At 50.4% G+C, this 13,079-nt stretch carries 11 protein-coding genes; 8 read left to right on the top strand and 3 right to left on the bottom strand.

The window, feature by feature from the left end:
- Nucleotides 1–86 precede the first annotated feature (86 nt).
- Nucleotides 87–1,223: an alpha-hydroxy acid oxidase gene (locus Undi14_RS02155; RefSeq protein ID WP_200177760.1), complete on the top strand. Its 1,137-nt coding sequence runs from the start codon at nucleotides 87–89 to the stop codon at nucleotides 1,221–1,223.
- 93 nt (nucleotides 1,224–1,316) lie between these two features.
- On the opposite strand, the gene Undi14_RS02150 is transcribed toward Undi14_RS02155, so the two are convergent.
- Nucleotides 1,317–1,769: an Hsp20 family protein gene (locus tag Undi14_RS02150; protein WP_186883822.1), complete on the bottom strand. Its 453-nt coding sequence runs from the start codon at nucleotides 1,767–1,769 to the stop codon at nucleotides 1,317–1,319.
- A gap of 225 nt (nucleotides 1,770–1,994) precedes the next feature.
- Between Undi14_RS02150 and Undi14_RS02145 the strand changes: the two genes are divergently transcribed.
- Nucleotides 1,995–2,546, top strand: a complete 552-nt coding sequence (locus Undi14_RS02145; protein WP_200177759.1) for a thymidine kinase — start codon at nucleotides 1,995–1,997, stop codon at nucleotides 2,544–2,546.
- 368 nt (nucleotides 2,547–2,914) lie between these two features.
- Nucleotides 2,915–5,455, top strand: coding sequence for an alkaline phosphatase (locus Undi14_RS02140; protein ID WP_234030365.1), 2,541 nt, complete (start codon nucleotides 2,915–2,917; stop codon nucleotides 5,453–5,455).
- A 120-nt stretch (nucleotides 5,456–5,575) separates the two neighbouring features.
- Here Undi14_RS02140 and Undi14_RS02135 read toward each other — a convergent pair whose 3' ends face one another.
- A complete protein-coding gene (locus Undi14_RS02135; protein WP_200177757.1) occupies nucleotides 5,576–6,379 on the bottom strand; it encodes a prohibitin family protein in 804 nt (267 codons plus the stop codon).
- Between the two features lie 151 nt (nucleotides 6,380–6,530).
- Between Undi14_RS02135 and rlmF the strand changes: the two genes are divergently transcribed.
- The 5 genes from rlmF to Undi14_RS02110 all read left to right on the top strand — a co-directional run bounded on the left by rlmF (nucleotide 6,531) and on the right by Undi14_RS02110 (nucleotide 11,670).
- Nucleotides 6,531–7,505, top strand: a complete 975-nt coding sequence (gene rlmF, locus Undi14_RS02130; RefSeq protein WP_200177756.1) for a 23S rRNA (adenine(1618)-N(6))-methyltransferase RlmF — start codon at nucleotides 6,531–6,533, stop codon at nucleotides 7,503–7,505.
- 206 nt (nucleotides 7,506–7,711) lie between these two features.
- Nucleotides 7,712–7,951 (top strand): hypothetical protein, encoded by a 240-nt coding sequence (locus Undi14_RS02125; RefSeq protein ID WP_186883827.1) that lies wholly within the window; start codon nucleotides 7,712–7,714, stop codon nucleotides 7,949–7,951.
- Nucleotides 7,952–8,260: 309 nt separating this feature from the next.
- Nucleotides 8,261–9,517 (top strand): nitronate monooxygenase, encoded by a 1,257-nt coding sequence (locus tag Undi14_RS02120; RefSeq protein WP_186883828.1) that lies wholly within the window; start codon nucleotides 8,261–8,263, stop codon nucleotides 9,515–9,517.
- A 309-nt stretch (nucleotides 9,518–9,826) separates the two neighbouring features.
- A complete protein-coding gene (locus Undi14_RS02115; protein WP_200177755.1) occupies nucleotides 9,827–11,257 on the top strand; it encodes an ammonium transporter in 1,431 nt (476 codons plus the stop codon).
- A gap of 8 nt (nucleotides 11,258–11,265) precedes the next feature.
- Nucleotides 11,266–11,670, top strand: a complete 405-nt coding sequence (locus tag Undi14_RS02110; RefSeq protein ID WP_186883830.1) for a hypothetical protein — start codon at nucleotides 11,266–11,268, stop codon at nucleotides 11,668–11,670.
- A gap of 113 nt (nucleotides 11,671–11,783) precedes the next feature.
- Here the strand turns inward: Undi14_RS02110 and Undi14_RS02105 are convergent, their stop codons facing one another.
- Complete coding sequence (locus Undi14_RS02105; RefSeq protein ID WP_200177753.1) at nucleotides 11,784–12,923, bottom strand: cupin domain-containing protein; 1,140 nt, start codon at nucleotides 12,921–12,923, stop codon at nucleotides 11,784–11,786.
- Nucleotides 12,924–13,079: the final 156 nt, after the last annotated feature.

Below are 13,079 nucleotides of genomic sequence, written 5' to 3'. Positions count from 1 at the left end.
CACCGCAAAACTGAAACGTTTTCCCCCATCAAATCACCGTTATCCCCTACACTTTTGCCTATTCATTAGTCCACCGGAGAATCAGCATGCCCGTTATTACCTGTGTAGAAGATTTACGCTTACTCGCCAAAAAGCGTGTACCGAAAGCATTCTATGACTACGCGGACAGCGGTTCGTACACGGAAAGCACGTATAAAGCAAATAGCAGCGATCTGGCCGCAATCAAGTTGCGCCAACGTGTCGCTATTAATGTGGATCAGCGCAATACCCGCACCACGATGATAGGTCAGGATGTCACGATGCCGGTCGCCATTGCACCGACCGGCCTGACCGGTATGCAGTGGGCGAACGGCGAAATGTTGGGCGCGATTGCCGCAGAAAAATTCGGCATTCCGTTCACGCTGTCCACCATGAGTATCTGCTCGATTGAAGATGTTGCCAGCGTGACTACCAAGCCGTTCTGGTTTCAGCTGTATGTGATGCGCGACCGTGGCTTCGTCAAAGAAATGATACAGCGCGCCAAAGCCTGCAAATGCTCAGCACTGGTATTGACGCTGGATCTGCAAATTCTCGGGCAACGTCACAAGGATTTAAAAAACGGCATGTCGGTACCGCCGAAACTGACGCTCGCGAATATTCTTGATCTGGCGACTAAACCATCATGGGCGCTGCGCGCACTGGCTGGACGTAAAACCTTCGGCAATCTGGTCGGCCACGTCAAAGGTGGCGACGGCATACTGACCCTGAGCCAATGGACTGCCAGCCAGTTCGATCCTACGCTGAACTGGGACGATGTGGCCTGGATCAAAAAAGAATGGGGCGGCAAGCTGATCCTGAAAGGCATACTGGATGTCGAAGATGCCAAACTCGCCGTCGTCGCCGGTGCCGATGCGATTGTGGTCAGCAATCATGGAGGTCGCCAGCTTGACGGCGCGATGTCGTCGATTGAAGCCTTACCGGCGATTGTGGATGCCGTCGGTCATCAGACCGAAGTCTGGTTCGATGGCGGTGTCCGCACTGGTCAGGATATTCTGAAAGCGACAGCACTCGGCGCTAAAGGCAGCATGATAGGCCGCGCGTTTCTGTATGGTCTGGGGGCGATGGGTGAAAAAGGCGTCACCACGATGCTGGAAATTTTACAAAAAGAACTGGACGTCAGCATGGCACTGACTGGCACAAAAGATATCCGCGAAGTGAATCTGAGCAATATCATCCGCAAATAAAAATAATCAAGCGACATAAAAAAAGCATGGAAAAATTCCATGCTTTTTTTGTTTGCGTATCAGAACAAACGTGGTGCTTGGGTGCTTGGGTGCTTATGCTGCTTGTGACTGCACCAGTTGCAGGTTGTCGCCATCAATCAGGATGCGTCGTGGTTTATAGGCTTCCGGCACTTCACGCACCAGCTCTATGCTCAGCAAACCATTGTCCAGACGCGCGCTGACCACTTTCACGTGATCGGCAAGGCGGAAACGGTGTTCAAAATCGCGTGAGGCGATGCCGCGATGCAGATAGTTTTTCTGTGTTTCGTCTTTTTGCTTGCGACCGACGATTTTCAATGTATCGCGTTCGCTTTCAATATCCAGTTCGCTGCGATCAAATCCGGCAACGGCCATCGTGATCGCATATTTATCTTCCGCAATCAGTTCGATGTTGTATGGCGGGTAGCTTGGTGTTGCATCATTACGCTGCGCGTCATCAAACAATTGTGCAAGACGGTCAAAGCCAATTGCAGAACGATACAACGGAGCAAAGTCAAAATTACGCATGGTGATATCCTTTTAAATTGAAGCGATATAAATAATTTCCGCAGACCTCAGGTGAGCATCTGCTGAGTCAAAGATAGGGTGTGCCAAAAGCTTTTCAAGAGAAAAATTTGCATTCATTTTTTTCGTGACCGGGGGTGTGATGATTCTCTACAATAGCGGTTTCGACGCTCTTGAAATCACCCCAGACCGTCACTATTTACCTCGACCTCATTTTTAAGGAACACCGTGGCAAAGCTTTATTTCAGATATTCCGCCATGAATGCAGGAAAATCGACCGCCCTTTTGCAAGTCGCGCACAATTACGAAGAACAGGGTCAGCAAGTCTGTCTGTACACGGCCGCGATCGACCATCGCTACGGGCAGGGCAAAGTTACTTCGCGCCTCGGCCCGCAACGTGAAGCCGCCGTGTTTGATGCCGGTTTCGATTTTTTTAAAGAAGCGCCGCAAGTCAGTTGCGTCTTGGTCGATGAGGCACAGTTTTTATCTGCCGATCAGGTAAAGCAATTGCATCAGCTCGCGCATGTGCGCGGTGTGCCTGTTATTTGTTACGGCTTGCGCAGCGATTTTCTGGGTGAACCATTTACCGGCTCCACGTATTTACTGGCGCTCTCTGACACGATAGAAGAACTCAAAAACATCTGCAGCTGCGGTAAGAAAGCGACAATGAATATCCGCGTGGACGAACAAGGCAAGCGCACCCGCAGCGGCGAACAAATTGATATCGGCGGTAACGAACGTTATCACCATGTCTGCGGCCGCTGTTTTTACAGTAACTGAGTTCACAGTAACGAAACTGACTGTCTAGCAATCTGCTTCAGCGCAAAATTCTAAGAGATGGCAGCGGTTCTACAAACGCAACAAATACCGCCGACCATCTCTTTTTTCTTTTCCCGGAGCATCGGAAGCACAGATATTTCGGCTGACGAATAGAGTAAACACCCTAGTATCAATGTCATCACGATGACATATCCACCCCCTAGTCTTTCTGGTTTTTAGCTTGTTGTTGCGTACTGCTTTTTGCGTACGCCAGCAATATGGTCTGATGCAGAATCGTCTGTCGCATCAACGCATGACATCCGGCTCCTGTATGCCCATGCGATACGTCAACAGCAGTCTGCTCAACCGCCAACTCCAGGGAGATGAAATTGGATAGACGACAGTTTTTGAAATACAGCGGCTTTTTATCAGTATCAGTAGCCACTGGCAGTCTGAGTGCCTGCGGCGGTAGCAGCAGCGTCGCCAGCGACCAATCTGAATTACCGCTGGCCACGGGCGCAAGCTGGAAATTCCCGCAAAGTGTCGCTTCCGGTGACCCTCGTCCTGACAGCGTTATCCTGTGGACACGTGTGACTCCGGCATCGCTGGGAGTCGCAGCGGTAGCGCCAACTGGCAACGATGTCGCAATACGCCTGATCGTAACCGCAACAGATAACACGGCTCTGCTCGGCAGCAATGCCGCACTGACTGGCACGACCGTCGTCGATACACGTTTGTCTGTACTCGCCAGCTTCGATAACACAGTTCGCAATAAAGTGACTGGCTTGCAGGCTGGTCAGACTTATTTCTATCAGTTCGTCGCCGGTGATGTGCGCTCGAATGTCGGACGTTTCAAAACAGCGCCAGCAAGCAACGCAGATGTCGCACAATTACAGTTCGCCTATCTGACTTGCCAGGACTGGAGTGTCAATCACTGGGGTGCGATGGACTACATCGCTAAAAATGAAAATCTCGATTTCATCATTCACCTCGGCGACTATATTTACGAAACCGTTGGTGCAGCATTCCAGACAGGTAATGCTGAAGCGCGCCACACCGCATTGCAATTGCCTGATGGCACTGCATTGCTGAATGCCGACGGCACTACCGGTAAAGCTAAATATGCGACCACGCTTGCCGATTACCGTTACCTCTACAAAATGTATCGCAGCGACCCGCGTCAGCAAGCAATACACGAACGTTTCGCGTATATCGCGATCTGGGACGATCATGAATTTTCTGATGACGCCTGGAAAGACGCCGTCACCTATGAAAACAACAGCCTCGATTCAAGCGGCAATAATATTCACCAGACCAGCCGCCGCCGCACAGCGAATCAGGCATGGTTTGAATTTATGCCTGCGGACGTCAGCCTGGATGCAGCAAATACCGGCTTCCAGAATATCCAGATTTATCGTGACTTCCAGTTCGGTAAGCTGATGCAACTGGTCATGACCGATGAACGCTTGTATCGTTCAGATCACGTCGTGCCGGAAAGCCTGTTCAACCCTGCAACAGGTAAAGCGCTGAACAGCAGCATGGGAACGCGTTATGTGGTGCCGCAAGATGTATTCAATCTGGTGGAAGCACAAAAAATCACTGCAGCCACTGCCATGACCGGCGATCCATTGTCGGATGTCAGTATGCTGGGTAAAACCCAGCGCGACTGGTGGAAAAATAAAATGCAGACATCGACCAATACCTGGAAAATCTGGGGTAACGAAGTCTGCCTGATGCGCATGGGTCTTAATGGTACGGATGCGATTGCGACATTACTTGCGCTCAATTCCATCTCCACACTGGCAACAAATATCACCACCGCACTGAGTAATCCTGCACTCGGCGGCAATGTGCTGGTCGCAGCAACGCTGGTGGCAGCAATGACTGCCGGTGCCTCGCAAGCTATTGCCAGTGCTGGCGCAGCAGCCATCGCCACGGCTGCTGCGACTGGCGGCAATCTTGCCACTGCCGCAACAAGCGCTGGCTTAACCGCAGCACAGGCAGGTATCGCCGTAGCAACGTTCAACGCCGCGAAAGCTGCCGCAGCAGCGGGAACAGCGACGCAGATAGGTGCCGCTGCGCAAACCATCGCCTTTGGTTACATCAAACCGGATGTACAGACCAACAAGCAAAATTCCAGCTTCGTGATCGCCTCAGGTCAGCAAGCGGCGCTGTCATCATTCTTCACTAAGTTCTTGCTGAACTGCGATCAGTGGGATGGTTATAACAGCGAACGTAAAGCACTGATGCAACATTTGCTGACGAATAAAATCAGTAACGTCGTCTCGGTGACCGGTGATATACACGGCTTCTTTGCCGGTACCGTCAACGATGATTTCGATGCGGCTGGTGGTGGCACACCTGCGATGGTGGATCTGGTCAGCGCCGGTATCAGTTCCGACTCGTTTTTCACTTATATGAAAGATGGTGCAGGTTCTACCGGTCTGGCAACGATCATCTTTTACCCGCTGAGTATTCCTGTGCCGAATATCGGCACGATCACCATCAACGTCAATATGCTCGATTACACCATGGGCAAAGCAGCACCGACGGTCGATGGTCTGCTGGAACAAATCCGCGTACAACTGACAGGCGCGCTGACAGCCAAAGGCGTACCTGAAGGCGCAACGCTGACGGGCACAGTACAAGCCATTCTGGCGGGGTTGAAAACGAATAGCGACTTCAATACCAGCCTGCTGGGTCTGGCACAGCAACTGGCAGCGCTCGGAAATAATCAGTGGATGAAGTACATCAATTCCGATGCACAGGGATATACGGTGGTGACATTGACGCCGGGCAAACTGGTCGCTCAGTTCAAGCAAGTGAATAAGCTGGTCAATAACGGTACGATGACAGCGCCAACAGATGTGATCGCCCGCATTACCACTGCCACCGTCAACAGCGGCACCAGTGCGGTCAGCATCTCGTAACAACTCGCAATAATATTTACCAGAAAATCAGGTGCCGGTTCTGCGGCACCTGTATTCACGACAGTATGATGCATGAACGCCGTTGTCTGACACGTTTGCCAGACAACGGCTTTTTTTTGCTTACTTATTGTTGCCGTTACTGTTGATATTCAAAAACGGAATCGCGCCGCCAGTTGTCGTCGGCAGACGACCATCCCATTTCTCTATCGCTTTCGCCTGATTTTCGGTCTCACGCAGACGTAGCAACTCCGGTGTCACTTGCTGGCGTTGTAAAGCCAGCGCTTCCGCTTCAGCACGCGCACGCGACACTTTTTGTTTCGCTTCGACTTCGATACGTTGCAAATCACGTTCTGCTTTCATCTTTAACTGATCTGCGGTCGTTTTCGCTTCAATCGCTTCATTGAATGTGCGGCTGAAATTGAAGTTGACGATGGAAAATTCATCCACCACCAGACCGTGTCTGGCCATGCGTTCTTTGAGTGCCACGATAATTTCATCGCGGACTTGCGAGCGCCGGGAAATCAGCTCTTCAGCAGTGAATCGTGCAGTCACTGCCTTCACTGCCTCCTGCACACTAGGAATAATGATGCGCTCGCCTGGCTCATTGCCGAGATCACGGAACACAGAGACGACGGCATCTGGCCTGACGTGGTAATTGATCGCAATTTTTGTATGTACGGTTTGCAGATCTTTCGAGGCGGCGTCACCATCGCCCTCACCTTTTTGTATCGCGACTGACACTTTATGCAAGCGCTGCGCAATCGGCCAGATAAAATGAATACCTTCGCTGTACACCTCATCAGACGGCTTACCAAACGTCGTTAACACGCCGCGATGTCCGGCTTGTATCGTGGCAAAGGGATTCAAAACCAGTAACAGCAGAAGCACAATAATGATGGATGCAATAGCAGGAATATTTTTCATGATGTCTTTATCTCGTTATTGAAAAAACATGCGAAGTATAGATTCAAGAATTGCAAATGACCGTGGTAATTTTTTCAAAAAAATACCACTGTCGTAATTTCGCCGCAGTTTATGCAACAATGCCTTCTCTACCAGACCGGTTCATCAACGCATGCCACGCCCGCATCCCAGCTCCGCTATACAAAAGCCCAGCAAACTCCATCCGCGCAATCACCATCAAGGGCGCTATGATTTCGCCAGACTAGTGGCGGTGGACAGTGCATTGGCGGTGTTTGTGATGCGCAATGAGTACGGTGAATCCAGTATCGATTTTGCTGACCCGGCAGCGGTGAAAGCGCTGAACCGTGCTTTACTGAAAAGTGAATACGGGATACTTGAGTGGGATATTCCGGAACAGCAGCTTTGTCCGCCGGTTCCGGGACGGGCTGATTACCTGCACCATCTGGCGGACTTACTGACATCGACAAATAAAGGTATTCGCCCGAAAAAAAATTTGCTGAGCGTGCTCGATATCGGCACGGGAGCCAATGGCATTTACCCCTTGATCGGCACCAGTGAATACGGCTGGCAATTTACCGCGACTGATATTAATGCAAAATCGCTGGCCAATGTACAACGTATACTCGACGCGAACCCCGCGCTTGCTGACAAGATTAGTCTCCGTCTACAACCTTCGGCGAACGCCATTTTTAACAGCATCGTCGGCGATGATGACTGGTTTGATCTCAGTATGTGTAATCCGCCCTTTCACACTTCGATTGCGGAAGCGCAGGCTGGCTCGCAACGTAAATGGAATAAGCTCGGTAAAGACAAGCTGGCAGGTGCAGCTGAACCCATGCTGAATTTCGGTGGTCGCGATGCTGAACTGTGGTGCCCTGGCGGTGAGCTTGCTTTTATCGAACGCATGATCACTGAAAGCGCCAGCATACCGGGACGATGCTTCTGGTTCAGCACGCTGGTATCAAAATCAGATAATTTGCCCGCACTCAAAGCAGCACTGAAACGCGTCAAAGCGCTGGAAATCAAAGAAATTGCCATGAGCCAGGGCAATAAACAAAGCCGTTTTCTCGCATGGACTTTTTTGACACCATCTCAACAAGCAGCCTGGAAAAAATTGCGCTGGTGAACGCCAGGCGAGAGTCTGCAACGCGGTACTCATTACCATCAGCACGGCAACAGAGACTGACGGAGGCGATCAGAAATAAAGCTCAGGAAGACATTGTTTTTTTCTGAGAGAGCCTTATGTAAAGCAGATATCAAGCGCATCGTACGAATGATGAGCAATTTAAAAGAAGACGTCATTCAATTCCGACACTTGTTTACGGCAACACTATGCTTGCCAGCGTTGCCTGTGCTCAGCAAAAAGTGCCAGCTAATGCGACAATTACGCACCCGAGCTGTCCTTGTCATGTCCCTGAAACAGTCATCAGGCAAATTGAGACGTCAATAAAACCACTTCACGCCAGTACGAATTTGAGGGATATCAACAAGCTGCAAAAAAATAGCGCTGATTGCAATTATTTTCCGGGAGCAGAAAAGAGAAAAATGATGTTTTTACCAATATCTGTGTAAAAGAAAAAATAGCTTAATTAGGATTATTTCCCTCCCTTTGTCGTCTAGCTGTCTGCAAAATCATAAAAATGATGCTAATGACAATTTTTTTACACTTAAATTTGCTGTTTTTTTAGGCATAAATGTGAATACTTGCGAGACGAAATTATTCACAGCGCATAGCTAGCCTGGCTTACAATCTGGGGCGCTGTTATTTTATAAAATAACTTTGTGAAAATATTTGACAAACTTATGTTGAATAACGGCCTCACTCAGTAACGAGATTTCGCCATCGGGTGCGACTTACAGCTCAATGTGTCAAGGATTGCAATGAAACGAGTAGATGATTTCCGCCTGAAGTTAGGCAAAGATGAACTGGTTCCCATCATGATAGGCGGGATGGGTGTCGATATTTCCACTGCGGAACTGGCATTGGTTGCAGCCCGTCTGGGTGGTATCGGCCATATTTCTGACGCACTGGTTCATGATGTGTCGGATCGCCGCTTTGGTACCAGCTACATCAAGGAAAAAACCAAATTCTACAAATACAACATCAACAATTCCGACAAGACGGACATCAAATTCAATCTTGAGGATCTGGCCGCAGCGACACGTCTGCACATTGGTCGCACCATGGAAGCCAAGCAAGGCTCGGGCATGATCTTTGTGAACTGCATGGAAAAACTGACCATGAACGGCCCGCGTGAAACGCTGAAAGTGCGTCTGGAAGCAGCACTGGATGGCGGCATTGATGGCATCACGCTGAGCGCTGGTCTGCATCTGAGTTCCTTCGGTCTGATGGCGGATCACCCGCGTTTCCGTGAAGCCAAGCTTGGCATCATCGTCTCGTCAGTCCGCGCGCTGCAATTATTTCTGCGTAAGAATGCAAAATTAAACCGTCTGCCTGACTACGTGATCGTCGAAGGCCCGTTGGCGGGTGGTCATCTGGGTTTCGGTGATGACTGGGCCACATTCGATTTACAGACGATTGTGACCGAGGTGTCTGAGTATCTGAAAGCAGAACAACTGGATATTCCTATCATTGCGGCGGGCGGCATTTTCACTGGCAGCGATGCGGTTTCTTTCCTCGAAAACGGTGCCTCCGGCGTACAGGTGGCAACCCGTTTCACAGTGACGAAAGAATGCGGTTTGCCGGATAGTGTCAAACAGGAATACTTCAAAGCCAGCGAAGATGATATTGAAGTCAATCATATTTCGCCGACCGGCTACCCTATGCGCATGCTGAAAAATACGCCAGCGATTGGCGATGGCATTCGTCCAGGTTGTGAGTCCTACGGCTATCTGCTGGATGCGAACGGAAATTGTGCTTACATCACTTCGTACAACCGCGAAGTGGCGCTACACCCTGATGCAAAAAAAATCTCGGTTATGGACAAGACCTGCCTGTGCACCCACATGCGTAACTTCAATTGCTGGACTTGCGGTCAGACCACGTATCGCCTCAAAGACACCACGCGCAAATTGCCGGATGGTACTTACCAGATCCTCAGTGCCGAACATGTGTTCCGTGATTACCAGTTCAGTACCGATAACAAGATCACCTTACCTGACGCACAGCCTGAATAAGTAAGCCTGATTCAACGCTAAACGCCAGTGCTCTCCTGACGTCATAGTCAGAAGAGCACTGGCGTTTTTTATAAGTACTATCCAGCCAATATGAAGATGCGCCGTTTTATTCCCAACTTGTCTTGATTTGGTGCAAAAACACGCCAACAAAAATCCGTATCGACTAGCTAAGCCCAATCACCGCCCCTTCTCACACCGATCCAAGTCTATCCTCCTGCGCAGCCGCAACAATAGCTATATGGCATGAATTATGCTGCACTGCACACACGGTAATGGCAATTCACGATGATTTTAGACTAAGGATCTCTGATGAAAATACGTTCTCTGTCAACACCTTTCATACTGTTCGGGTTGCTGTTTTGTCTGGGCTCAGCACCAGCCTCCGGACAGACCGACGATCCGGCCCCTGCATCTGGCAGCAGCACTGAAATCACCATCCCCTCAGTACCATTGGTAAAGCCAACGACGGCAGTAACAGCATCCTTACCACCGGCACCGATGACAATGCCGACGCTCGTCAATGCAACGACCATCAGCGCAGGGGATACCGCCTGGATGCTGACGTCAACGGCGCTGGTACTGCTGATGACCATTCCAGGTCTGGCTTTGTTTTATGCCGGCATGGTCCGCAAAAAAAATGCGCTGGCAACCGTCGCTCATAGCGTCACCACCACCTGTATCGTCACGATTATCTGGGTCGTTCTCGGTTACAGCCTGGTATTCACGCCAGCCACGCCGTATCTGGGTAGCCTTGACCGGCTGCTGTTGCACGGCATGGTATTTCTGAAAGATGCTGGTCAGCTGACAGTGCACCATATCGCCACGACGATACCGGAAAGTGTGTTCATGATGTTTCAGATGACCTTTGCGATCATCACGCCAGCCCTGATTACCGGTGCCTTTGCTGAAAGAATGAAATTTTCTGCTTTTCTGTTGTTCATCACGCTCTGGTCACTGATCGTCTATGTTCCTGTAGCTCACTGGGTGTGGGAACCGACGGGCTGGCTGGCAGCGCGTGGCGTGCTCGATTTTGCCGGTGGTACGGTTGTCCATATTAATGCCGGTGTATCAGGACTGGTCGCAGCGCTGATCATCGGCCCGCGCAGTGGTTTCGGTAAAGAACCGATGCCACCTCATAATCTGGTACTGACAGTCATCGGCGCAGCGTTGTTATGGGTAGGCTGGTTCGGCTTTAATGCCGGCTCTGCTGGCGCAGCAGATGGACGTGCAGGTTACGCGATGCTGGTGACGCAATTGGCAGCCGCAGTGTCTGCCATGGCCTGGATGTGCGTAGAGTGGCTGCGCCGTGGTAAGCCATCTGTCCTTGGCATTGTTTCCGGCGCTGTTGCTGGCCTGGTCGCGATTACTCCTGCCTCAGGTTTTGTCGATGTGACCGGGGCATTCGTGATCGGCGCGGTGGCCGGTGTTGCTTGCTATTGGGGTGCAACGTCGCTCAAAGCAATGGGTCGCTACGATGACTCTCTGGATGTGTTCGGCGTGCATGCGATAGGCGGCATTGTTGGTGCGCTGCTCACGGGCGTGTTTGCACTCAAAAGTATTGGCGGTGTCGAAGGCAGTCTGAGCAATCAGGCATTTGGGGTAGCAGTCACGATCATTTATTCGGGTGCCATGACAACGGTGATTCTTGGTATTGTGCGTCTGCTCACTGGCTTGCGTGTGACACCGGAACAGGAAAGAGAAGGTCTCGATCTGGAACTACATGGGGAGCATGTATTATGAGCGCAGTTATGTCTGACAACCTCGCATTCTCTCTGATGGCGCGTATGCATGTCATTTTGCGGCGCCAGAATGAGAGGGTGATCGATATCGAATACATGCGCATCGACCCTGTTTATTGCCGCTATATTCTCGATCTGGCTTTGGAATTACCAAACACCGACCTGCATGACATCTGCCTCAAGCTGGAAGAAATTTATTTTGGCGAACATGGTCTGTTTGTCGCTACCGAACCGACACCGCTGATCAAGAAACTCGAAGGTTTAAAAATACGCCCCAAAACGCCAGTGGCAGCAACACCTGCCGTATCGGCAAATCTGGTCGCCGCCGCAGTCACATCTGCTGACCCGACAAAATTACCGGCACTCGACCAGAACTCCATCGTCGATCAGACCTACATCGGCAGACTACGCTGATTGTCTCAGTATTGATGCCGCTTACAGGCCCGAATATGGCTGATGTCCGCATCAATACTGAGATTTAATTTTGAAAATCAAGCTATTTCCTGATTTGTGGATCAACGCGCCATTCAGAAATACCAATAACCGTCATTCACCCATTGCGTCAGCGCTTTGACGAAAGCAGCGTGCTGCAAACCTTGTTCCAATGCCGCCAGACTGAGATTGTCTTCATCGCACAGCGCCAGCACAGTCGCACTGCAGTCTGCACCGAATTCATACCGTTCGCCGTTGACATAGCAAATACCCTGACTAATGCTGTCGTCAAGATAGAAGCAACGCAAGCCACCGGTGCGAATCAGATCGGTTTGCTGCAAATTCTTGCGTAACTCGGTTTCATTGATAGGAAAATCCAGCGCCTGTAAATCGAGTTCACATTTGGTTTTTGATAAATGGCAGCCGACAAAATTCATCATGATTTCGTCATCATTCAGTATCGTCTGCATTTGCTGTTTGATCAGCGCAAAATCACCGGCATTAATATGCCCCTGATGCTGATGCATACGACGTTGCGGATCACTGATCAGGGTGCCACCGAGTTCATTATCTATCAGGTAGTCCGCCAATCCACTCAGCATATCGCTGGCTGATTTGCTGCGAAAGCCCACTGAAAAACTCATGGAACTCTCAAGTGATACGCCATCATGCGGAAAGCCGGGTGGGATATAAAGAATGTCACCCGCAGTCAGCACAGCGTCGATAATGGGCTCGAAAGGATCGGTATGCAATAAGGCGGCGTGAGCAGCGAATTGACGATGGTTACCCCGATCACCAACGCGCCAGCGACGGCTGCCTGAGCCCTGACAGATAAACACGTCATACAAATCGATGTGCGGCCCGACACCGCCGCTCGGCGCGGCAAAGCTGATCATCACATCATCGAGCCGCCATTTCGGAATGAAAGAAAATGCCCGTACCAGACTGGCGACTTCCGGCGACCAGTGATCAACGGCCTGTACCACCAGCGTCCAATCGCGTTCACCAAGATGTTCGTAGCTTTCAAACGGGCCATTTTCGGCTTGCCATTTTCCTGATTGTTTATAAATCAGACGAGAATCTATCTGCGATTCACATGCCAGCCCCGCCAGCTCATTCGGTGAAATCAGATCACTGAATGCCGGAAAGCCCTGACGTATCAGTACCGGTTTTTGCTGCCAGTAATTAGCTAAAAAATCGTCGAGAGTAAATTCACTGAGCGTGAGGGTTAACATGGCAAAAATGAAGATAAGTAAGTAAAACTGTCTTGTAGCATGAAGAATGTCAGCGTCATACCGGACAGATCAAACTTTTGGCAGAAAACCCGTTTACCTCAGCATCAACCCGCGTGAATGGCACAAATCAGGGCAGACGCCAGCTCTGTATTGACT

Origin of the sequence: Undibacterium sp. 14-3-2 (assembly GCF_016595265.1) — a bacterium.
In the GTDB taxonomy this organism is placed as follows: Bacteria; Pseudomonadota; Gammaproteobacteria; order Burkholderiales; family Burkholderiaceae_D; genus Undibacterium; species Undibacterium aquatile.
The sequence above is the reverse complement of the archived record's forward strand: the minus strand, read 5'-3'. Positions and strand labels throughout refer to the sequence as shown.